Here is a 21,219-nt window from a genome sequence, read left to right as displayed (position 1 = left end):
CGTGACGGACATCGTCGACGAGCTGAAGTGGCGCGGGCTGTTCGCCCAGTCCACTGACGAGGACGCTTTGCGCAAGGCGCTCGCGGACGGTCCCGTCACGTTCTATTGCGGCTTCGACCCGACGGCGGCGAGCCTGCACGTCGGGCATCTGGTGCAGGTGCTCACCGTCCGCCGGCTCCAGCAGGCCGGGCACAAGCCGCTGGCGCTGGTGGGCGGGGCGACCGGGCAGATCGGCGACCCGCGGCCGACGGCGGAGCGGACGCTGAACGACCCGGAGACCGTCGCGAACTGGGTGACGCGGCTGCGGGCCCAGATCGAGCCCTTCCTGTCCTTCGAGGGCGAGAACGCCGCGGTCATGGTCAACAACCTGGACTGGACCGCCGGGCTGTCCGCGATCGCGTTCCTGCGGGACATCGGCAAGCACTTCCGGGTCAACAAGATGCTCGCCAAGGACTCCGTCGCCCGCCGTCTGGAGTCCGAACAGGGCATCAGCTACACGGAGTTCAGCTACCAGATCCTGCAGGGCATGGACTTCCTGGAGCTGTACCGGCGGTACGGCTGCACGCTCCAGCAGGGCGGCAGCGACCAGTGGGGCAATCTCACGGCCGGTCTGGATCTGATCCACCGCCTGGAGCCGGACGCGGAGGTGCATGCGCTGGCGACGCCGCTGATGACGAAGTCGGACGGCACCAAGTTCGGCAAGACCGAGGGTGGCGCGGTCTGGCTGGACCCGGAGATGACCACGCCGTACGCGTTCTACCAGTTCTGGCTGAATGTGGACGACCGGGACATCTCCCAGTACATGCGGATTCTCAGTTTCAAGAGCCGTGAGGAGCTTGAGGAACTGGAGAAGCAGACGGCGGAGCGTCCGCAGGCGCGGGCGGCGCAGCGTGCCCTGGCCGAGGAGCTGACGACGCTGGTGCACGGGGCCGACCAGTGCGCGGCTGTCATCGCCGCGTCGAGGGCGCTGTTCGGGCAGGGCGAGCTGGGCGGGCTCGACGAGGCGACGCTGACGGCGGCGCTCTCGGAGGTGCCGCATGCGCGGGTTGCCGAGCTGACCCCGGTCGTGGACCTGTTCGCGGAGGTCGGCCTGACGCCGAGCAAGTCCGCCGCACGCCGCACCGTCAAGGAGGGCGGTGCGTATGTGAACAACGTCAAGGTCACGGCCGAGGACGCCGTCCCGGCGCGGGAGGACCTCCTCCACGGCCGCTGGCTGGTGCTCCGCCGCGGCAAGAAGAACCTGGCGGCCATCGAGGTGGCCCCGGAGGGCTGAGCCGCCGCCGGAAGGGCGGCCCGGGCTGACCGGGCCGCCGCGCCGGTGGGCTGACCCGCCGCCGTCCTGCTGACCGGCGCTGACCGGCTCAGACTCGCTGTTTGTTGCGGCGGGCCGCCGTGTACGCCATGTCGCCCAGCAGGACGATCACGATCGCGGCGCCGAGCTGCAGGGCATGGCGGCCCCAGTCGATGCCGCGGGTCTCGTCGATGCCGAGGCCCATGGCCATCCAGTTGCCGGCGGCCGCTCCCGCCATGCCGAAGAGGGTCGTCAGCCACAGCGGGCTGTGCTGCTTGCCGGGAATGAGCGCCTTGGCGATCAGGCCCAGCACCAGTCCCACGATGATCGCCCACAACCAGCCCATGGCTGCCTCCTCGCACCGCTGCCGTGTGTCCGCTCTGCGCGGGCACCGCCCGACTACCTGGCCAGTCTCGGGTGGTCCGCCGAACAGCGCATGCCGGGCGCGCCATCTGCAGTACGGCGTCGACCGCCGCGGCGCAGAGCGGACACTCAACGGCAGTCCGGCCCCGGTCTCCTGGCCGTGGGAGCCCGGGCGTACGGTGGACACAGCAGGGCCCCGGCAGCGGATGCGGCGGGACCCGGGAGCGGCCGGGGCGCGGCCGCCAGGGAAAAGCGGGTGGTGGAACGTGACGCGGAAGCAGGGCGGAGCACAGGTCTTCCGGATCACGGGAGCCCGGCAGGGGCTGGCCGAGGATGTGCGCGGCCGCCAGCGGCGCTATGTGATCTCCATGTCGGTGCGCACCGTCGCGGTGATCCTCGCGGCGGCTCTGTGGAATGTGGAGCGCCATGTGGCGATCGTCGCGCTGGTGCTCGGGGCTCTGCTGCCCTATGTCGCCGTGGTGATCGCCAACGCCGGCCGGGAGAGCACGCCCTCCCTGCCGTCGACTTTTGTGTCCGCCCCGTCCCGGCCGATGCTCGGGCCCGCCGAATCGGCCGAGCGGGCTGAGCAGACCGAGCAGGCGGAACGGGCCGAACCGGACGGCGGGACGGAGCGGACGGACAGCCGCGTACCCGCCGCGGACGCGCCCGCCGGGCCCGCAGCGCAGCAGCAGGAGCACATAGCCCCTGGAAGCGGCCTGAGCTGACCCGGAGCGGCCATGGCGCACATTGCGGTGCTGCAAAGCTCAGGAAAAGCTCAGATCAATCATGACGTTCCGGTGCACCGCAGCCCCTTCCCCGTGACATACTTCCTACGCGCTCCGCATCCCCCGTCGGAGCGACAGACCGACGCCGGGCAGCTCCCCCCGTGGCTGCTCGGCGTCGTTCATGTGCAACATCTGGACACGAGAGTGACTGACGAGACACCGATCTGCTCCGCGAAGGGCTGCCGCACGGCCGCCGTGTGGGTGCTGGCCTGGAACAACCCCAAGCTGCACACCCCCGAGCGGCGGAAGACCTGGCTGGCCTGCGAGGAGCACCGGGAGCATCTGTCCCAGTTCCTCGGTCTGCGCGGCTTCCTCAAGGACGTGGTCACCCTGGCGGAGTGGCAGCAGCGGGAACAGGGGCAACAGGGCTCCGGCTCAGCCGCCGATCGCTGACATCGGGCGCTGAGGCTGCAGAAACGCCGGGTCGTCCAGCCCGGAGCCGGCCTTCTTGCCCCACATCGCCTGCCGCCATATCGCGGCGACCTCCTCGTCCGGGGCGTCCGAACGCAGCGCGGCCCGCAGATCCGTCTCCTCGCGGGCGAAGAGGCAGGTGCGGACCTGGCCGTCGGCGGTGAGCCGGGTGCGGTCGCAGGCCCGGCAGAACGGGCGGGTGACGGAGGCGATGACGCCCACACGGTGCCGTCCGCCGTCCACGACCCAGCGCTCGGCGGGGGCCGAGCCCCGCTCGTCGTCGCCCTCGGGAGTGAGGGTGAAGCGGGTGCGCAGGGACGCGAGGATGTCACCGGCGGTGATCATTCCGTCGCGCGTCCAGCCGTGCTGGGCGTCCAGCGGCATCTGCTCGATAAAGCGCAGCTCGTAGTCATGCTCCATGGCCCAGGCCAGCAGATCGGGGGCCTCGTCGTCATTGAGCCCCGGCATCAGCACCGTATTGACCTTGACGGGGGTGAGCCCGGCGGCGCGCGCCGCGGCGAGGCCCTTCAGGACGTCCTGATGCCGGTCACGGCGAGTGAGGGTCTTGAAGACATCGGGCCGGAGGGTGTCCAGGGAGACATTGACCCGGTCCAGGCCAGCGGCCTTGAGCGCCTCCGCCGTGCGCTGCAGCCCGATGCCGTTGGTCGTCAGGGACATCCTGGGGCGGGGCTCCAGGGCGGCGCACCGCTCCACGATGCCGACGAGCCCCGGCCGCAGCAGCGGCTCTCCGCCGGTGAAGCGGACCTCGGTCACGCCGAGGTCGGTGACGGCGATCCGGATCAGCCGGACGATCTCGTCGTCGGTGAGCAGATCCGGCTTGGCCAGCCACTGCAGGCCCTCCTCGGGCATGCAGTAGGTGCAGCGCAGATTGCACCGGTCGGTGAGTGAGACCCGCAGGTCGGTGGCCACTCGGCCATAGGTGTCGATGAGCACGGCAGGCCCCCTCCCAAACGGCGGTCCCCCGGATGAACGATCAGGACTCCTTTGAGCCTACGGCACACCTGTGACAACCACGTGGCGCGATTCTCACGATGAGCGGCACGGCCTTGTCGTAGATCCCTACGACGGGCGTCTGCGACAAGGCCGTGCGGGACACGCCGTCTCAGTGGGCGCCGATGCCGGTGAGGGACTTGACCTCCAGCTCCGCGTACTTTCCGGCGTCCGGCTCGTCCTTGGACAGCACGGAGCCGAGCCAGCCGAGCAGGAAGCCCAGCGGGATCGAGATGATGCCGGGGTTCGACAGCGGGAACCAGGCGAAGTCGGCGTCCGGGAACATGGAGGACGCCTTGCCGGAGACGACCGGCGAGAACAGCACCAGGGTCACGGAGGCGAGCAGACCGCCGTAGATCGACCAGAGCGCGCCCTGGGTGGTGAACCTCTTCCAGAACAGGCTGTAGAGGATGGTGGGCAGGTTGGCCGAGGCGGCGACCGCGAAGGCGAGGGCGACCAGCCCGGCGACGTTCAGATCACGGGCCAGCGCGCCCAGCGCGATGGAGACGACCCCGATGAAGACCGTCGCCCAGCGGGCCGCGCGGACCTCTTCCTTCTCATCGGCCTGCCCCTTGCGGATGACATTGGCGTAGATGTCGTGCGCGAAGGACGAGGAGGAGGCGAGGGTGAGGCCGGCGACCACGGCGAGGATGGTGGCGAACGCGACCGCCGAGATCACCGCGAGCAGAATCGCTCCGCCGGCCGAGTCCACCCCGCCGACATGCAGGGCGAGCAGCGGTGCCGCGGTGTTGCCCGCGGGGTTGGACGCCTTGATCTCCTCGGGTCCGACGAGCGCCGCGGCGCCGAAGCCGAGGGCGATGGTCATCAGATAGAAGGCGCCGATGATGCCGATGGCCCAGTTGACGGACTTCCGGGCGGCCTGGGCTGTGGGCACGGTGTAGAAGCGGATGAGGATGTGCGGCAGCCCCGCGGTGCCCAGGACGAGGGCGATGCCCAGGGAGATGAAGTCCAGCTTCGTCATGCCGTCCACGCCGTACTTCAGGCCCGGCTCCAGGAACTGCGCGCCCTGGCCGCTGCGGTCGGCGGCGGCGCCGAGCAGCTGGGAGATGTTGAAGTCGAACTTCCACAGCACCAGGAAGGTGATGAGCAGGGTGCCCGCGATCAGCAGGACGGCCTTGACCATCTGCACCCAGGTGGTGCCCTTCATTCCGCCGATGGTGACATAAAGGATCATCAGTACGCCGACCAGCGCCACGATCGCGATCTTTCCGCCGTCGCTGGTGATGCCGAGCAGCAGGGAGACCAGGACGCCGGCTCCCGCCATCTGGGCGAGCAGATAGAAGATCGAGACGACGATGGTGGAGGTGCCCGCGGCGGTGCGCACGGGCCGCTGGCGCATGCGGTAGGCGAGGACGTCGCCCATGGTGAAGCGTCCCGAGTTGCGCAGCGGTTCGGCGACCAGCAGCAGGGCGACAAGCCAGGCGACCAGGAAGCCGATGGAGTACAGGAAGCCGTCGTATCCGTACAGGGCGATGGCGCCGGCGATGCCGAGGAAGGACGCGGCGGACATATAGTCGCCGGAGATGGCCAGTCCGTTCTGGAAGCCGGTGAACTGGCGTCCGCCGGCGTAGAAGTCGGCGGCGTCCTTGGTCTGGCGGCCGGCCCAGACCGTGATGAACAGCGTCGCGATCACAAAGGCGGCGAACAGCGAGATGATCAGGGGCCGGTGCTCGGAGGCGCCGCTGGAGGCCGCCAGAGGGTGAGAGGCCGCCATGTGGCGGAGCGTGTGGGTCATGCGTCAGCCTCCGTGCGGGACTCGGCCGCCATACGGGATTTGATGGCCTCGGCCTTCGGGTCGAGCCTGGCCGCGGCATGCCGTGAGTACAGCCAGGCGATCAGGAATGTGGTGGCGAACTGGGCGAGGCCGAAGACCAGGGCGACGTTGACGTTGCCGAAGACCTTCACGCCCATGAATCCGCCGGCGTAGTTGGACAGCAGGACGTACAGCAGGTACCAGGCGATGAAGCCGACCGTCAGCGGAAAGGCGAAGGAGCGGTACGCACGGCGCAGTTCGCCGAACTGAGCGCTCTGCTGCACCTCGGCGAACGCCTCCGTCGTGGGCTGGGCGGCGCCGGCGTCCGTGCCGGCTCGGGGCGGCGGTGCATCGGTGGCCACGGAATCTCCTCGCGACGCGGGTGTGGTGGGGACGGACAAGGGGGACCTCACAGTGGGGGGTGGGGTGATGTTGTCGTCCCCCTGTCAACGGCACGGAGAGCGAAGAGAACCGGTTCAGCACCGGCCTTTTTGTTACCGGATTTGCCGTAAGTCATTGATGCGCGGGCATGATCGGCGATAGCTTCCTTCGTCATGTACCCGCCCATTCGCACAGGGGTGTCTGGGCGGTTCTGACCGATGATGTGGAGAACCCATGGCTCATCTGGGATCCAGGCGGCAGCGTGCTCTCGCGCTCCCCGTCGGCCTGGCGCTCACGGCCTCACTCGGCTTCCTCCCCACCAGCGCGGCGACCGCCGCCCCGGTGGACGCGACATCGCCCGCGGCGGTGTCGACTTCCGGCGAGAAACTGTCGTACGTCGTGAACGTGAAGCGCGGATACGGCGTGGCCAAGTCCGTGAAGAAGGCGATAGCCAAGGCCGGCGGAACGGTGGTGTACGCCTACGACCAGATCGGCGTCATCGTCGTCCACTCGCAGAACCCGGACTTCGCCGAGACGATCCGCAAGGCCAGGGGCGTCGAGTCGGCGGGGGCCACGCGCACCGCGCCGCTTCAGTCCGCGGGGGACACGGCCATCGAGGCCGAGCAGCCGCTGAGCGCGCAGGAGGCCAAGGAGGCGGCGGCGAAGGCCGAGGACGGCCAGGACCCGCTGGAGCCCCTGCAGTGGGACCTGCCCGCCATCAAGGCGGACCAGGCGCACAAGAAGACGCTGGGCAGCAGCAAGGTGACGGTCGCCGTCATCGACACCGGCGTGGACGACACCCACCCGGACCTGGCGCCCAACTTCGACCGCAAGGCGTCCGTGAGCTGTGTCGGCGGGGTGCCGAACACGGCCGACGGCGCCTGGCGTCCGGGCCCCGACGAGTCGGACCACGGCACGCATGTCGCGGGCACGATCGCCGCCGCGAAGAACGACTACGGCATCACGGGCGTCGCCCCGGGCGTGAAGGTCTCCGGCATCAAGGTCTCCCAGCCGGACGGCTTCTTCTACACGGAGGCCGTGGTCTGCGGCTTCGTCTGGGCCGCCGAGCATGGCGTCGATGTCACCAACAACAGCTATTACACCGACCCGTGGCTGTTCAACTGCAAGAACGACGAGGACCAGAAGGCCCTGGTCGAGGCGGTCTCCCGGGCCGCGCGGTACGCCGAGCGCAAGGGCGCGGTGAACGTCGCCGCGGCCGGCAACTCCCGTATGGACCTGGCGGCCGACGAGCTGACGGACACCACCAGCCCCAACGACACCACGCCGACCGAGCGGGTCATCAACCCGCGTGAGTGCCTGGACATCCCGACCCAGATTCCGGGGGTCGTGACGGTCTCGGCGCTGGGTGCGAAGAACCTGAAGGCGTCGTACTCCAACTACGGCAACGGCGTCATCGACATCTCCGCTCCGGGCGGGGACAGGACCAGCTACCAGCCGCCGGAGGCCCCGGCCACCAGCGGCCTGATCCTGTCCACGCTGCCGGGCGGCGGCTTCGGCTACAAGGGCGGTACGTCGATGGCCTCGCCGCATGTCGCGGGCGTCGCGGCGCTGATCAAGTCGAAGCACCCGTATGCCACACCGGGGATCGTGAAGGCGCTGCTGTCGCTCCAGGCGGACGACAAGGCGTGCACCAACCCGTACGACATCAACGGCGACGGCACGGTCGACGCGGTGTGCGAGGGAAGCACGTTCAAGAACGGCTTCTACGGCTCGGGCATCGTGGACGCGCTGGACGCGGTGCGCTGGTAGCACCCCGTCAGGGCAGGGGCCGGGCGCGGCATTCGCGCCCGGCCCTTCCGCATGCCGCGGTGGCACCGGGTGCCATAGTGCGTGCATGACTGACACTTCTGGCGCACCGGCGCGTGCGCGGGGCACGGCTCAGGTGTGGGAGGCGCTCGGTGGGGATCCCGCGCTGCTGAGCAGGGTCCGGTACGAAGGCGAGGGGGCGCTGCCGTCGGCGCTGCCCGTCATGGAGCTGGCGCGGGCGGCCGTGGCCGGCTGTTCGCTGGCCGCGGCGGAGTTCGCCGCCCGGCGGGCTGAAGGCGGCTCCGTGCCGGGAGTGCGGGTGGACGACGGCGCGGTGACGGCCGCCTTTCTCAGCGATCGGCTGGTCCGGGTGGACGGCGTCGCCCCGGCGGCCTTCGCCCCGCTGTCACGGTTCTGGCGGACGGCGGACGGCTGGGTCCGTACGCATGCGAACTATCCGCACCACCGGGCACGGCTGCTGACGGCGCTGGGCCTGCCGGACCGCCCGAACGCGCATACGGATACGGATGCGCAGGCGCAGACGGAGGCCGTCGGGGCGGAGCTGGCGGCACGGCGGGCGCTGGAGGTCGAGGAGACGGTGTACGCGGCCGGCGGACTGGCCGTCGCCGTGCGCAGCCCCGAGGAGTGGGCGGCGCATGAGCAGGGGACGCTGTCCGCGAAGCGCCCGCTGCTGACGGTCGAACGGCTGGGCGGCGGCCCGCGGCGGAGTCCTGCGGGGTCTGCACGGCTCGCGGACGGGACGCTGTCACCGGCCGCGGGGCTGCGGGTGCTGGACCTCACCCGCGTTCTGGCCGGGCCGATCGCGACCCGCACGCTGGCGCTGCTGGGCGCGGACGTGCTGCGTGTCGACGACCCCGGGCTTGCCGAGTCCCAGGACATCCACAACGACACGGGCCTGGGGAAGCGGTCCACGCTGCTCGATCTGCGCGGGGGCGGGAGCGGGGGCGACCGCCGGGCCTTCGAGGAGCTGCTCGCGCAAGCGGATGTGGTGGTGCTGGGCTATCGGCCGGGCGCGCTGGAGCAGCTGCCCGGACTGTCCCCTGAGGAGCTGGCCGAACGCCGTCCCGGTCTGGTGATCGGCCGGCTGTCCGCGTGGGGCCGGTATGGGCCGTGGGCCGCACGGCGCGGTTTCGACAGCCTGGTACAGGCGGCGACGGGCATCGCCGTGACCGAGGCCGCGGGCGCCGGCGCCCCCGGGGCGCTGCCGACGCAGGCCCTGGACCATGCGACGGGCTATCTGCTCGCGGCGGGCGTCCTGCGGGCGCTGACGGACCAGTGCGAGGAGGGCGGCGCGCGCCTGGTGGATGCGGCGCTGGCCCGTACGGCGGCGTGGCTGACGCACGGCCTGGAGAAGGACGCGCCGCGTGAGGAGCCCCGGCCGTACGATCCGGAGCCCTGGCTCACCGAGACGGACAGCCCGATGGGCCGGCTGCGCCACGCTCTGCCGCCGGTGCTGCTCGACAACGGCCCGTCGAACTGGGCCCGCCCGTCGGGCCGGTGGGGCGCGGATGCGCCGGAGTGGCTCTGAGGGCTGACAGTGAATGTCAGCCGTCAGTGAATGTCAGCCGTCGGTGAGTGTCAGTCCCGTGGCCGCTGCCGGGCTGTCAGCACTCCCCTGGTCAGCAGCAGCTGCGCCACACCATAGGTGAGCATGATCCATAGATCGGGCGCGGGCAGCTGGGGCCATTCGGCCACACCCGTCGCGATAAGGGTGTCGGAGAGCAGAAAGAGCGCGCCGCCCGCGCCCGCGAGCAGTCCGAGCGTGCTCGCCCGCCACGCCATGGCGGTGAGCAGCAGTGAGTAGCCGGCGACGGGGACGCGCAGTTCGCCGGGCAGGTCGGGCCAGAGGAACGCGACGGTGACGACGAGGGCGGCGGCGTATCCCGCGGCCAGGGCCGGTGTCGCGGGGGTGCGGCGGGCATACGGCCGGAACAGCAGCAGATAGCAGACATGTCCGGCGGCGAAGGAGGCCATGCCGACGAGGAAGGCCCAGTCCGCCTCACCCAGCAGGAACACATCGCCGCCCCAGCCGAACAGCAGGGCCGCGATCAGAAGCGGGGGCGCATGGCGGGCGGCCGCGTACCCGGCCAGGAGCGGCATGAGGAGCGGTTTGGCGGCGGTGTGGCCCGTGTCGTACCCGAGGGTGAGCGAGAGCAGATCGGCGGCGAGGGCGGCGAGGAAGGCGGTGAGCAGCAGTCGGGCGGCTGACTCCCGGGTGCCGCCGGCGCCCTTGGCCGGGGGCGCCGAGGCGTCAGGCCGCCGGGCCTGCGGGAGCCCCTGTGCGGTCATGCGACCCGCTCCGGGGCCGTCGCCGTCTGGCCGCCGCCGCTGTCCGGCGCCGTGGGCGGTGCGGGCTGCGGCTCCGTGAGGGGCGGCTGCGGCTGCGTGAGGACGGGCTGCGGCTGCCAGCCCGGCCCGCGGAAGAGCCGCCCGCCGCGCTCGCGCCAGCTGCGCGCGGCCCTCAGATCGCGGGCGATGGCCGCGTACTCATGGGTGGCGACCCGCAGCGGGTTGTAGGTGTCGATGTTCTTGGTGAGCCCGTAGACGGGGCGTTCGGTCTCGGGGGTGAAGGAGCCGAAGAGCCGGTCCCAGACGATCAGGATTCCGCCGAAGTTCCGGTCGAGGTAGCCGCCCTGGGAGGCATGGTGCACCCGGTGGTGGGAGGGCGTGTTCAGGATGTACTCGAAGGGCCGCGGCAGCTTGTCGATCCGCTCGGTGTGCACCCAGAACTGGTACACGAGGTTCGCCGAAGAGCAGAAGGCCAGAGCCGCGGGGTGTACGCCGCAGGCGATGAGCGGCAGATAGAACGGCCAGACGGTCAGCGAGGTCCACGGCTGGCGCAGCGCGGTGGTGAGGTTGAACTTCCGGCTGGAGTGGTGGACGACATGGCAGGCCCACAGGATGCGGATCACATGGTGTCCGCGGTGCGACCAGTAGTAGAAGAAGTCCTGAGCGAGCAGCATCAGCGGAATGGTCCACCAGGCGACGGGCACCCGGGCGGGGGTCAGTTCATAGACCGCCGTGTAGATGGCGACGATGGGGATCTTCCACAGCAGATCAAAGCCGAGACTGCCGAGTCCCATGGTGACGCTGGTGGCGGCGTCCTTCGTCTCGTACCCGGCGGCGTCCTCATCCGGGTGGAGACGGCAGCTCACCATTTCCACCACGGTGAGCAGCACGAAGGCGGGTATCGACCACAGCACGACATCGGGCAGGTTCGGCATGCGTGCACCGTAGAGGCGGATGCCGGGCTGCGACTAGAGGTTGTTACCGACAAGTATGCGAGACTATCTGTCAGCGACCATTGGCGACTTCTGCCAACAGCGGCATCCTGCGGCGCATACGATCCCCCTCGGAAAGCGCGTCTGGGGGCGCCATCGGGAGACCATCGGGGGGGCAACTGCCGTGCAGAGCCTGGAAGTCGTCGTCGCCCGTCTCGTCGGCACGGTGCTGGGCACGGCGGTCAAGCCCCTGCTCGCCCCACGCCCCGGAGCGGGCCTGGTGGACCGCCCGCTGCGTCCCCTCCCCCGGCCGGCCTCACCCGACAGGCTGGCGAAGACGCTGTCCGCGCGGCTGTCACAGTCGTACGCCGCACTGCCCGAGCATGAGCGGCTGGCGGCGGTCGACGCGGTGCGGGACAGCTTCACCGCGGCGGGCGCGATCGGCGCGGACCGGCTCTTCCGGCTGGACCTGGACCCGGAGCGGCTCCGCGACGAACTGCACAGCCCGGCGGCGGGGCTGAGCGACCGGGCGCTGGATCTGTACGAGGAGCTGCTGTCGCTGTGCTGCGCCCATGTGGTCGAGCAGCTCACCGCGCATCCGTCGTTCCCGGCGCGCGCGGCAGTCGAACAGACCCGCGCGGCGGGCCGGACGCAGACGCTGGTGGAGGGGCTTGCGGGCCGGCGGCCGGAAGCGGCGGCGCTGGAGTTCGAACAGCGGTACGCGGACTACATAGCCGCGACGCACGGCCGGCTGGAGCTGTTCGGGCTGACGCTGGGGCGGTCGGCGAGCGAATGGCCGCTGGACACGGCCTACATCAGTCTGAGCGTGACCGACCGGGAAGGGCCGGGACTGCCCGACCGCGCGGTCCGGGTCGCGGTCAGCGCCGAGCAGGCGCTCATGGAGTCGGACCGCGTGCTGCTGCGCGGCCCCGCGGGCTCCGGCAAGTCGACGCTGGTGCAGTGGTTGGCCCTGAACGCGGCCCGGCGCACCTTCCCCGTCGAGCTGGCCGACTGGAACCGGTGTGTGCCGTTTGTGCTGAGGCTGCGCGCCTTCACCTCGTCGGAGGCCCTGCCGCTGCCGGACGACTTCTTACGGGCGGCGGGGGTGCCGCTGCACGGCTCGGCTCCGGCGGGATGGGTCGACGCGCTGATGTCCTCGGGGCGGGCGGCGGTGCTGATCGACGGTGTGGACGAGGTGCCGACGCGGCTGCGCCATCGCACGGAGACCTGGCTGAAGTCGCTGATCGCGGCCTTTCCTGAGGCGCGGTATGTGGTGACGACCCGGCCGTCCGCGGTCCCGGAGGACTGGCTGGCCTCCCAGGGCTTCGCGCAGCGTTCGCTGCTCCCCATGGACCGCCGGGACATCCGGGCGTTCATCGCCCACTGGCATGACACGGCGCGCCGGGAGAACCGGGCGGACACGGAGCTGCTCGACACCTATGAGAAGTCCCTGGTCCAGGCCGTCACCACCCGGCGGGACCTGGGGCGGCTGGCCACCAATCCGCTGATGTGCGCCCTGCTGTGCGCGCTCAACCGCGACCGGCGCATGCATCTGCCGCGCGCCCGCAAGGAGCTGTACGACGCGGCCCTCGACATGCTGCTCGTACGCCGCGACATGGAGCGGGAGATCGGGTGCGTGGAGGGCGTGTCCCTCACCCGCGACGAGCAGACGGCCCTGCTCCAGCGACTGGCGTACTGGCTGATCCGCAACGGACAGGTGGAGGCCTCCCGCCCGGAGGCCGTCGAGATGCTCGGGGAATGGCTTGCGGCCATGCCTCAGGTGTCCGGCGGGCCGGAGGACGTCTTCGCCCATCTGCTGATCCGCAGCGGGCTGCTCCGGGAGCCCGTGCCGGGCGCCGTCGACTTCGTACACCGCACCTTCCAGGACTATCTGGGCGCGAAGGCGGCGGTCGAGTCCCGGGACTTCGGCGTCCTGGTGAAGAACGCGCACGACGACCAGTGGGACGACGTGGTGCGTATGGCGGTGGGGCACGCGCGCGTGGAGGAACGCACCCGGCTGCTCCGCCAGATACTCCGGCGCGCCGACCGCGCACCACGGCTGCGCAACCGGCTCGTCCTGCTCGCGGCCGCCTGTCTGGAACACGCGCCGGAGCTGGACCCTGAGGTGCGGGGGGAGGTGGAGAGGCGTACGGAGGAGCTGGTGCCGCCCCGGTCGCTCGATGAGGCGGTGGAGTTGGCCAAGGCGGGTGAGCTGGTGCTGGAGCTGCTGCCGGGGCCGGAGGGGCTGGAGGAGGAGACGGCGGAGGCGGTGGTGCGGACGGCGGCGAGCTTTGAGGGGGATGCGGCGCTGGCGGTCATTGCACGGTTCCGGGAGGACGACCGCCTGCGGGTTGCCGTCCAGGTTTCCCGTGCATGGAGCTCCTTCGACACGGAGTCGTACGCCAGGGATGTGCTGGCCGCCGGGGCATGGGACGACGGCTTTCTGTCCATCAGCACTCCGGAACAGTTCCAGGCCGTGCGGCACATCCCGCACGCGCGCTGTGTCGGTCTGACAGGCCCGCATGCCGACCTCACGCCGTTGCTCGCCCTTCACGGCCTCAAGGAGTTGTACATCCACGACAACGGGCAACTGACCGACCTTGCTCCCCTGAGGGCTCTTCCGCAGCTGAAAGAGGTCACGCTCACCTACTGTCAAGAGGTCCGCGACCTCGCACCGCTCGCCCGGCCCGGCATCGAAGGGCTGTGGCTCGCCAACGTCCACATGGAGGTGGATGTGCGAGCCCTTGAGGCAATGCCCGACCTGCGAGAGCTGGCGCTCGATCACCCCCTGCTCATCGAAAGCGTCGGCGAGCTGCCGATCGGCGCGCACCTGACCGAACTCCTGCTCTTCCGGCAGCTGCGCTATGTGTCCCTGGACGGCGTCGAGCGCTGGCCCGGCCTGACCTCCCTCGGGCTGTCCGGGCTCACACAGCTGAGACAACTGTCCCGTACGCCCAGTCTGGCCGGGCTGAGCACACTGAGGCTCTGGCAGGTCGCCCCCTGTGCGCTGGAGCTGCTCAGCGGACTCACCCGGCTGGAGCGGCTGCAGCTGGAGCACTGTGAACTCCCCGAAGACCTCAGCCCACTGCGGGAGCTTCGCTCCCTCACCGAGCTCCACTTGTGGATGCGATCCAGCGGGCCCGCGATCGACCTCACCCCCTTGGCCGGCATGGAACAGCTCACGATCCACGCCACCCGCGACACCCCGCTCATCGGCCTGGACCGCTTCGCCCCCGGCCGGATCATCATCCGCTAGATCCGCTAAACCCCCGCCGCCCCCAGCAGCGACCCCACCCCGTACGTCACCGCCATCGCCAGCGCTCCCCCGCCCACGACCCGCGCCATGGCGCGCCTGGGAGGGGCGGCCCCCAGGCGGGCGCTCCACCAGCCGGTGAGGGTGAGGGCGGCGAGGACCGACAGGACCGTGACATAGACGCGCTCAGGGGCCGGTGGGAGGACCATGGCCAGCAGCGGCAGCAGCGCGCCCGCCGTGAAGGCGAAGAAGCTGGCGGCCGCGGCGTGCCAAGGGTTGGTCAGCTGGTCAGGGTCGATGCCCAGTTCGACTCGCGCGTGGGCGCGCAGCGCATCGCGTGCGGTGAGCTGCTCGGCCGCCTCACGGGCCACTTCCTCGCTCAGTCCGCGGTCCTTGAGCAGCCCGGTCAGCTCGTCGAGCTCCTCCTCCGGCTGCTCGCGCAGCTCCCAGCGCTCCACCGCGAGTGCCGCCTTCTCCGAGTCGCGCTGGGTGGAGACGGAGACATACTCGCCGGCCGCCATGGACATGGAGCCCGCGATGAGTCCCGCGAGCCCGGCGGTGAGCAGCGTGGAGCGGTCGGTGGTCGCTCCGGCGACGCCGACGACGAGGCCCGCGGTGGAGACGATGCCGTCGTTCGCCCCGAGCACGGCGGCCCGCAGCCAGTTGAGGCGGGTGCCCAGCGCTCCATGGGCCTCTGCGTGGGTGGGTTCGGTCACGTGGGGAGGTTCTCACCGGCGGCGTCGCCGGACGGGTACCGACCCGCGCGGCGGCTGCGGGTATGGGGCGGCCGCGATCGATTGTGTACAGGGGCGGCCGCCATCGCTGTCAGTGGCGGCCCGTATTCTCTGGGACCATGCTCGACGACCGTACGACAGCAGCGACAGCGTGGCCGGACGCGTATCCGCAGGGATACGCGGTCGTCGACGTGGAGACCACCGGACTCGCCCGTGATGACCGGATAGTGTCCGCCGCCGTCTACCGTCTTGACGCGCGGGGCGAGGTGGAGGACCACTGGTACACGCTGGTCAACCCGGAGCGCGATCCGGGCCCCGTGTGGATTCACGGGCTGACCGGCGACATGCTGCACGGCGCTCCGCTCTTCGGCGACATCGCGGGCGAGTTGTCGGAGCGGCTCGACGGGCGTGTCCTGGTCGCGCACAACGCCATCTTCGACTGGTCGATGATCGCCCGGGAGTATGCGCGGGCCGAGCGCACGGCCCCGACCCGTCAGCGGCTGTGCACCATCGCGCTCGCCAAGGAGCTGCGGCTGCCGCTGCCCAACCACCGACTGGAGTCGCTCGCCGCGCACTTCGGCGTCGTACAGCAGCGGGCGCACCATGCGCTGGACGACGCGCGGGTGCTCGCGGAGGCGTTCCGGCCCAGTCTGCATGCGGCCGCGCGCGCAGGGGTGAGGCTGCCGCTGCTGGAGTGCCGTCCCCTGACCGAGTGGTCCGACTCCCCCGCCGTACCGCGTATCGGGTACCAGGCTTCGCCCGGCTCGCGCGGCGCGGCACACCCCCCGTACGGCTCACCCAGCTCGTACGGCTCATATGGGCAGCGCAGTTGGCGGCCTTCGCGCAAAAGGCCCGCCTGTCCCCATCCCAATCCGGGCCGCTATGAGCCGGGCAAGCCGCTGATGCAGGGCATGCGGGTGGCGATCTCCGGGGACACCTCCGTGGACCGCGAACTGCTGGAGGACCGTGCGATCGAGGCGGGGCTGCATATCGCCACCTCCGTCTCGCGGCTGACGAGCCTGCTGGTGACCAACGACCCGGACGCCGCCACGTCCAAGGTGGTCAAGGCCCGCTCGTACGGGACCCCGGTCGTCGACGAGGCCGCTTTCACGCAGCTGCTGCGCGATGTGGCGCCTGCGGCGCCCCCGGCGGACTAGCCGGGACTGGCCTGCCGCATTTCGGCCCAATGGCCCGCCGCCGTCAGGTCTGCACCATGCCCCTCGCTCAAGGCGCTGGCGATCGATGCGCCCAGGCCACGGCCGTGTGCCTCAACGGCCGTAATGAGCCAGCGCCCTCTGGGTCCCCTACCATGCGGCACCCCCGAGCTCTAGGGTCGTGCGCTGCGAGAATCGACCAGCCCTGACAGTGAAGGAGTGGGTATGAGGATTTCGCGGCGGTTCGCGGCTTCGGCCGCGGTCATCGCTTCGCTCATGGCCGGCAGCACCGCCCTGTCGGCGGGCAGCGCGTCGGCCGCGCCCGCGCCCGCGTCGACGAAGGCGGCGCCGGCCGGGGATTCGGCGATCCAGGCGTGGTACTGCGGCTATGACAACAGGCGGACGCCCCCCACGATCCGGCAGGGAAGCCAGGGGAACACAGTGCGTGAGGCGCAGTGCCTCCTGGTTGCGAGGGGCTTCGGAGTGGGCGCCAGCGGCATTGACGGCGCCTTCGGCCCGGCGACCTATCGCGCGGCGCGCGACTTCCAGAGCTGGTGCGGCATAGGCGTCGACGGCATCATCGGCCCCGTCACCTGGGACCGGCTGCGCAACGGCTGCTGACCGCACGCACGTCGCCGCCGGGCGGCCGGCCACTGGGCCTGCCGCCCGGCGGCGACAGCGGTATCGCCTACGCCCCTCAGCCCTCCTCCGGCCGCGGACCCGGCCGGCGAAGACGCGTACCCGCCGCTGGGCCGGTCGGGTGCAGCCGTACCGACCCACCCGCCATAGCCTTGCCCGCGGCGGCCGGGGGACGGAGCATGCCGCGCATGGCACGTTGCGAGGTCTGCGGAAACGAGTACCACCTGTCCTTCGAGGTGCATGCACAAGGAGCTGTGCATGTATTCGACTGCTTCGCCTGCGCCGTCCATCGTCTGGCGCCCATCTGCGAACACTGCCGGGTCCAGATCATCGGCCAGGGCGTCGAGGCCGACGGCCACTTCTACTGCGGAGCCCACTGCGCCCGCGCGGAGGGCAAGGCGGGCATCGTCGACCACGTGTGAGCGTGGTGGGCGGCACCCGGCCGCGAGGCGGCGGGAAGCGGCGGGTACGGTCAGTGCGTGTACCGCTTCCTGTTGTCCCGGCAGTGGGTGATCCTCACCCTCCTCGCCCTCGTCCTCGTCCCCACGATGGTCGAGCTGGGCTTCTGGCAGCTGCACCGCCATGAGCGCCGGGTCGCGCAGAACGAGCTGATCGCCGGGAATCTGCGCGCGGAGCCCGTGCCCGTGACGGAGCTCACCTCCCCAGGGCACACCGTCCCCCGCGCCGACTACTGGCGGCGGGTCACCGCGACGGGCACATTCGACGCCGAGGACGAAGTCGTCGTGCGCCGCCGCACGAACGCCGACGACCGGATCGGGTTCCATGTGCTCACGCCGCTGGTGCTCGACGACGGCCGCGTCGTCCTGGTCAACCGCGGCTGGGTGCCGGCCGCCGCCGACCAGAAGGCGTACCCGGCGGTCCCGGCCCCGCCCAAGGGCACGGTGACGGTCACCGGCAGGCTCAAGGCCGACGAGACCACACAGGCCAGCGGCATCAAGGATCTGGCCGGGCTGCCGCCCCGTCAGACCATGCTGATCAACAGCGAGCAGCAGGCCGAGCGGCTGGGCCGCCCGGTCCTCGGCGGCTATCTGGAGCAGACCGGGCCCGCACCGCCGAACGGCCGTCCGGAGCAGATCCCCGAGCCGGACCACCAGTCGATCGGCGCGCATATGGCGTACGCCGTCCAGTGGTGGCTCTTCGCCGCGGCCGTGCCGGTCGGCTGGGTGATCCTGGTGCGCCGGGAGAAGCGCGACCGCGAGGCGGCGGCGGACCGGGCCGACGCCGATGGGCCGGCCGCCGCGACCGCCGTCTGACCTGACTGCCGCCGTCTGACCGCGCTGGCACCTGCGCTGGCGCCGCACCGGCCGTGCCGGCCGTGCCGCTGCTTAGCAAACACACCTGGCGGGAACACGCCGGATCGTGACGACCACGCAACGCATCGAGGACTACGCCCTGATCGGCGATCTCCAGACCGCCGCCCTCGTCGGCAGAGACGGATCGATCGACTGGCTGTGTCTGCCCCGCTTCGACTCGGCCGCCTGCTTCGCCGCGCTGCTCGGCGACGAGGAAAACGGCCACTGGCGGATCGCCCCGAAGGGCGCGGGCCCCTGCACCCGGCGCGGCTACCGGGCGGACACACTGATCCTGGAGTCCGTGTGGGAGACCGGAACCGGCACCGTCAAGGTCGTCGACTTCATGCCGCAGCGCGACGCCGCGCCGGATGTGGTGCGGATCGTGGAAGGCGTCAGCGGCTCCGTCGAGATGAGCGCGACGCTGCGGCTGCGCTTCGACTACGGGTCCATCGTGCCGTGGATGCGGCGGGCGGACGGCTGCCGGGTGGCGATCGCGGGGCCCGACTCCGTGTGGCTGCGCAGCGAACCCCGGGTCAAGACCTGGGGTCAGCAGTACAGCACCTGCTCGTCGTTCACGGTCGGCGAAGGCGAGACGGTGGCGTTCGTCCTCACCTGGCATCCGTCGCACAAGGCCCGTCCCGAACAGATCGACCCCCTGGCCGCACTGGAGCACACCGCGCACGACTGGCGCGTGTGGGCGGCGCGCTGCCGGCACGAGGGGCCGTACCGGGAGGCGGTGGTCCGCTCGCTGATCACCCTCAAGGCGCTCACCTACGCCCCCACCGGCGGCATCGTCGCCGCGCCCACCACCTCCCTGCCCGAGGAGATCGGCGGCGTACGGAACTGGGACTACCGCTACTGCTGGCTGCGCGACGCCTCCCTCACCCTGAGCGCCCTGCTGACGGCGGGCTATCTCGACGAGGCGAAGGCATGGCGCGACTGGCTGCTGCGCGCGGTGGCGGGCGATCCCGCGGACCTGCAGATCATGTACGGACTGGCAGGTGAGCGCAGACTGCCGGAGATGGAAGTGCCGTGGCTGGGCGGGTACGGGGGCTCCGCGCCGGTGCGCATCGGCAACGAGGCGGTCAGCCAGCTGCAGCTGGACGTGTACGGCGAGGTGATGGACGCCCTGGCCCTGGCCCGTGACTCGGGCCTGACCACCGAGGAGCACGCCTGGAGTCTGCAGCTCAGCCTGCTGGGGTTCCTGGAGTCCACATGGCGGGAGCCCGACGAGGGGCTGTGGGAGGTGCGGGGCCCGCGGCGGCACTTCGTGCACTCCAAGGTGATGGCGTGGGTGGCCGCGGACCGTGCCGTACGCACCCTGGAGGACTATCCGGCGCTGCACGGGGACGCGGCACGGTGGCGCGCGATGCGGGACGAAGTGCACCGGGAGGTGTGTGAGAAGGGGTACGACCCCGAGCGGAACACCTTCACCCAGTCGTACGGCTCCCGGGAACTGGACGCGGCCACGCTGCTGATCCCCCGGCTGGGCTTTCTGCCCCCGGACGACCCGCGCGTGATCGGAACGGTGGACGCGGTACGGGCCGAGCTGGGCGAGGACGGGCTGGTCCGCCGCTACAGCACGGCGGGCGTGGCGGTGGACGGGCTGCCCGGGCGCGAAGGAACGTTTCTCGCCTGCTCTTTCTGGCTCGCCGACGCGCTGCGGATGACCGGCCGGGTGAAGGAGGCGCGGCAGCGGTTCGAGCAGCTGCTCGCCCTGCGCAATGACGTCGGCCTGCTGGCCGAGGAGTACGACGTGGCGGGCCGCCGGCAGCTGGGCAACTTCCCCCAGGCGTTCAGCCATATCGCGCTGGTGAACACGGCTATCGCGCTGTCCCGGGAGGAGACGGCAGGATAGAGCCATGGATCTTGGACTCAAAGACCGCGTGTACGTGGTGACGGGGGCGTCGCGCGGGCTCGGCAACGCCTCCGCGCGGGCGCTCGTCGAAGACGGCGCGAAAGTCGTGATCAGCGGCCGCGACGAGAAGACGGTCGCCGACGCGGCTGCCGGACTGGGGCCGGACGCGGTGGGGCTCGCCTGCGACAACGCCGATCCATCGGCCGCGGACCGTCTGATCGCGGCGGCGCGGGCGCACTTCGGGCGCTTCGACGGCGTGCTCATCAGCGTGGGCGGCCCCGCGCCGGGGTTCTCCGCGGACAACACGGACGAGCAGTGGGAGACGGCGTTCCGTACGGTCTTCCTGGGCGCGGTGCGGATGGCGCGCGTCGCGGCGGGCGAGCTGGGCGAGGGCGGGGTGATCGGCTTCGTGCTGTCCGGCTCCGTGCACGAGCCGATCCCGGGCCTGACCATCTCCAACGGGCTGCGCCCGGGGCTGGCGGGCTTCGCCAAGTCCCTCGCGGACGAGCTGGGCCCGCGGGGCATCCGGGTCGTGGGCCTGCTGCCGGGCCGGATCGACACGGACCGGGTGCGGGAACTGGACGCGCTGTCCGGCGATGCGGAGGGGGCGCGGGCGGCGAACGAGTCGGCGGTGCCGCTGCGGAGGTACGGGACGCCGGAGGAGTTCGGCCGCGCGGCGGCGTATCTGCTGTCGCCGGCGGCGTCGTATCTGACGGGCCTGATGCTCCCGGTCGACGGCGGCGCCCGCCGCGGCTTCTAACCCTCCCGGGGCCAGCCCCGGGCCCCCTCCCACCCACCCGCCCTCCCGATGGCCGCACCCCGGCGGAGTGCGGGGCCCTGGGCCAAGTCCCCCTGAGGGACGCCTGACCGGACGGGCAAGAGAGACACGCACCCGCCCCGCGCCCGCGGAGGACCGCAGCCCGGGGATCACCCCCGCACTCCGCGAAGTGCGGGACTCGCGGCGAGCCTCTAGCCCACAGGAGTGGGCAGTCGGGCTGGGGTCTCCTCCTCCCCTCACGCCTCAGGGCGTAGGGGGAGGGTGGGACACGCACCCGCCCGCGCACCGCGGAGGACCGCAGCCCGAGGACCACCCCGCACTCCGCGAAGTGCGGGACTTCAGGCAAGCCCGCACCCTGCGGAGTGCGGGGATCGCGGGCAAGCCCCCGCCCACGAGGGTGGACAGTCGGGCGGGAGGGTGGGCTAAGAACCCGACCCGCACCCGCGGAGGACCGTGCTCCCGGGG

At 71.2% G+C, this 21,219-nt stretch carries 19 protein-coding genes; 12 read left to right on the top strand and 7 right to left on the bottom strand.

Going from position 1 to position 21,219, the window contains the following annotated elements; translation table 11 throughout:
* Position 1 precedes the first annotated feature (1 nt).
* The gene (gene tyrS, locus OF819_RS01655) at positions 2 to 1,273 is read left to right on the top strand and encodes a tyrosine--tRNA ligase (RefSeq protein WP_267241434.1); all 1,272 of its coding nucleotides are present in this window, start codon (positions 2 to 4) and stop codon (positions 1,271 to 1,273) included.
* Positions 1,274 to 1,361: 88 nt separating this feature from the next.
* On the opposite strand, the gene OF819_RS01650 is transcribed toward tyrS, so the two are convergent.
* Complete coding sequence (locus OF819_RS01650) at positions 1,362 to 1,637, bottom strand: GlsB/YeaQ/YmgE family stress response membrane protein (protein WP_267241433.1); 276 nt, start codon at positions 1,635 to 1,637, stop codon at positions 1,362 to 1,364.
* Between the two features lie 223 nt (positions 1,638 to 1,860).
* Between OF819_RS01650 and OF819_RS01645 the strand changes: the two genes are divergently transcribed.
* Positions 1,861 to 2,379, top strand: a complete 519-nt coding sequence (locus OF819_RS01645) for a DUF3099 domain-containing protein (RefSeq protein ID WP_267241490.1) — start codon at positions 1,861 to 1,863, stop codon at positions 2,377 to 2,379.
* A 204-nt stretch (positions 2,380 to 2,583) separates the two neighbouring features.
* Positions 2,584 to 2,832, top strand: a complete 249-nt coding sequence (locus tag OF819_RS01640; RefSeq protein WP_267241432.1) for a hypothetical protein — start codon at positions 2,584 to 2,586, stop codon at positions 2,830 to 2,832.
* On the opposite strand, the gene moaA is transcribed toward OF819_RS01640, so the two are convergent.
* From moaA to OF819_RS01625, 3 genes are all read right to left on the bottom strand, one after another.
* A complete protein-coding gene (gene moaA / locus OF819_RS01635) occupies positions 2,815 to 3,804 on the bottom strand; it encodes a GTP 3',8-cyclase MoaA (RefSeq protein WP_267241431.1) in 990 nt (329 codons plus the stop codon). The two genes, OF819_RS01640 and moaA, sit on opposite strands and share 18 nt — an antisense overlap.
* 169 nt (positions 3,805 to 3,973) lie before the next feature.
* Positions 3,974 to 5,617 (bottom strand): cation acetate symporter, encoded by a 1,644-nt coding sequence (locus tag OF819_RS01630; protein WP_416370449.1) that lies wholly within the window; start codon positions 5,615 to 5,617, stop codon positions 3,974 to 3,976.
* A complete protein-coding gene (locus OF819_RS01625; RefSeq protein ID WP_267241430.1) occupies positions 5,614 to 5,997 on the bottom strand; it encodes a DUF485 domain-containing protein in 384 nt (127 codons plus the stop codon). Before OF819_RS01625 ends, OF819_RS01630 begins: the two co-directional genes overlap by 4 nt.
* A 253-nt stretch (positions 5,998 to 6,250) precedes the next feature.
* Between OF819_RS01625 and OF819_RS01620 the strand changes: the two genes are divergently transcribed.
* Both OF819_RS01620 and OF819_RS01615 read left to right on the top strand, forming a co-directional pair.
* Positions 6,251 to 7,786 carry a S8 family peptidase gene (locus tag OF819_RS01620; RefSeq protein WP_267241429.1) on the top strand — a complete coding sequence of 512 codons (1,536 nt, stop codon included), beginning with the start codon at positions 6,251 to 6,253 and terminating at the stop codon, positions 7,784 to 7,786.
* 85 nt (positions 7,787 to 7,871) lie between these two features.
* Positions 7,872 to 9,332, top strand: coding sequence for a CoA transferase (locus tag OF819_RS01615; RefSeq protein WP_267241428.1), 1,461 nt, complete (start codon positions 7,872 to 7,874; stop codon positions 9,330 to 9,332).
* A 50-nt stretch (positions 9,333 to 9,382) separates the two neighbouring features.
* Here the strand turns inward: OF819_RS01615 and OF819_RS01610 are convergent, their stop codons facing one another.
* The gene (locus tag OF819_RS01610; protein ID WP_267241427.1) at positions 9,383 to 10,093 is read right to left on the bottom strand and encodes a lysoplasmalogenase; all 711 of its coding nucleotides are present in this window, start codon (positions 10,091 to 10,093) and stop codon (positions 9,383 to 9,385) included.
* Complete coding sequence (locus OF819_RS01605) at positions 10,090 to 11,028, bottom strand: sterol desaturase family protein (RefSeq protein WP_267241426.1); 939 nt, start codon at positions 11,026 to 11,028, stop codon at positions 10,090 to 10,092. The genes OF819_RS01610 and OF819_RS01605 overlap by 4 nt, the downstream gene beginning before the upstream one ends.
* 181 nt (positions 11,029 to 11,209) lie before the next feature.
* Here OF819_RS01605 and OF819_RS01600 point away from each other — a divergent pair, with 181 nt between their 5' ends.
* The gene (locus OF819_RS01600; RefSeq protein ID WP_267241425.1) at positions 11,210 to 14,281 is read left to right on the top strand and encodes an NACHT domain-containing protein; all 3,072 of its coding nucleotides are present in this window, start codon (positions 11,210 to 11,212) and stop codon (positions 14,279 to 14,281) included.
* A gap of 5 nt (positions 14,282 to 14,286) precedes the next feature.
* Here the strand turns inward: OF819_RS01600 and OF819_RS01595 are convergent, their stop codons facing one another.
* Positions 14,287 to 14,994: a VIT1/CCC1 transporter family protein gene (locus OF819_RS01595; RefSeq protein ID WP_267241424.1), complete on the bottom strand. Its 708-nt coding sequence runs from the start codon at positions 14,992 to 14,994 to the stop codon at positions 14,287 to 14,289.
* A 137-nt stretch (positions 14,995 to 15,131) separates the two neighbouring features.
* On the opposite strand from OF819_RS01595, the gene OF819_RS01590 reads away from it, so the two are divergent.
* The 6 genes from OF819_RS01590 (at position 15,132) to OF819_RS01565 (ending at position 20,736) form a co-directional block, all read left to right on the top strand.
* Positions 15,132 to 16,169 carry a DEDDh family exonuclease gene (locus OF819_RS01590; RefSeq protein ID WP_267241423.1) on the top strand — a complete coding sequence of 346 codons (1,038 nt, stop codon included), beginning with the start codon at positions 15,132 to 15,134 and terminating at the stop codon, positions 16,167 to 16,169.
* A gap of 222 nt (positions 16,170 to 16,391) precedes the next feature.
* Positions 16,392 to 16,787, top strand: coding sequence for a peptidoglycan-binding domain-containing protein (locus OF819_RS01585; protein ID WP_267241422.1), 396 nt, complete (start codon positions 16,392 to 16,394; stop codon positions 16,785 to 16,787).
* Between the two features lie 206 nt (positions 16,788 to 16,993).
* The gene (locus OF819_RS01580; RefSeq protein WP_267241421.1) at positions 16,994 to 17,227 is read left to right on the top strand and encodes a hypothetical protein; all 234 of its coding nucleotides are present in this window, start codon (positions 16,994 to 16,996) and stop codon (positions 17,225 to 17,227) included.
* Positions 17,228 to 17,284: 57 nt separating this feature from the next.
* On the top strand, positions 17,285 to 18,079 hold the full coding sequence (locus OF819_RS01575; protein ID WP_267241420.1) for an SURF1 family protein: 795 nt from the start codon (positions 17,285 to 17,287) through the stop codon (positions 18,077 to 18,079).
* A 106-nt stretch (positions 18,080 to 18,185) separates the two neighbouring features.
* Entirely contained in the window at positions 18,186 to 19,976 is a 1,791-nt protein-coding gene (locus OF819_RS01570) for a glycoside hydrolase family 15 protein (RefSeq protein ID WP_267241419.1), read from the top strand.
* 4 nt (positions 19,977 to 19,980) lie between these two features.
* Positions 19,981 to 20,736 carry an SDR family oxidoreductase gene (locus OF819_RS01565; RefSeq protein WP_267241418.1) on the top strand — a complete coding sequence of 252 codons (756 nt, stop codon included), beginning with the start codon at positions 19,981 to 19,983 and terminating at the stop codon, positions 20,734 to 20,736.
* Positions 20,737 to 21,219: the final 483 nt, after the last annotated feature.

Origin of the sequence: Streptomyces sp. PR69 (assembly GCF_026420845.1) — a bacterium.
Classification (GTDB): domain Bacteria; phylum Actinomycetota; class Actinomycetes; order Streptomycetales; family Streptomycetaceae; genus Streptomyces.
This window is presented reverse-complemented; position numbering and strand designations above follow the sequence as displayed.

What these genes read in the sequence shown, in the direction of transcription:
- OF819_RS01650 (WP_267241433.1), bottom strand. Translation starts at nt 1,637, where the DNA reads ATGGGCTGGTTGTGGGCGATCATCGTGGGACTGGTGCTGGGCCTGATC.
- OF819_RS01645 (WP_267241490.1), top strand. Translation starts at nt 1,861, where the DNA reads ATGCGGCGGGACCCGGGAGCGGCCGGGGCGCGGCCGCCAGGGAAAAGC.
- OF819_RS01630 (WP_416370449.1), bottom strand. Translation starts at nt 5,617, where the DNA reads ATGACCCACACGCTCCGCCACATGGCGGCCTCTCACCCTCTGGCGGCC.
- OF819_RS01620 (WP_267241429.1), top strand. Translation starts at nt 6,251, where the DNA reads ATGGCTCATCTGGGATCCAGGCGGCAGCGTGCTCTCGCGCTCCCCGTC.
- OF819_RS01615 (WP_267241428.1), top strand. Translation starts at nt 7,872, where the DNA reads ATGACTGACACTTCTGGCGCACCGGCGCGTGCGCGGGGCACGGCTCAG.
- OF819_RS01610 (WP_267241427.1), bottom strand. Translation starts at nt 10,093, where the DNA reads ATGACCGCACAGGGGCTCCCGCAGGCCCGGCGGCCTGACGCCTCGGCG.
- OF819_RS01605 (WP_267241426.1), bottom strand. Translation starts at nt 11,028, where the DNA reads ATGCCGAACCTGCCCGATGTCGTGCTGTGGTCGATACCCGCCTTCGTG.
- OF819_RS01590 (WP_267241423.1), top strand. Translation starts at nt 15,132, where the DNA reads ATGCTCGACGACCGTACGACAGCAGCGACAGCGTGGCCGGACGCGTAT.
- OF819_RS01585 (WP_267241422.1), top strand. Translation starts at nt 16,392, where the DNA reads ATGAGGATTTCGCGGCGGTTCGCGGCTTCGGCCGCGGTCATCGCTTCG.
- OF819_RS01580 (WP_267241421.1), top strand. Translation starts at nt 16,994, where the DNA reads ATGGCACGTTGCGAGGTCTGCGGAAACGAGTACCACCTGTCCTTCGAG.
- OF819_RS01565 (WP_267241418.1), top strand. Translation starts at nt 19,981, where the DNA reads ATGGATCTTGGACTCAAAGACCGCGTGTACGTGGTGACGGGGGCGTCG.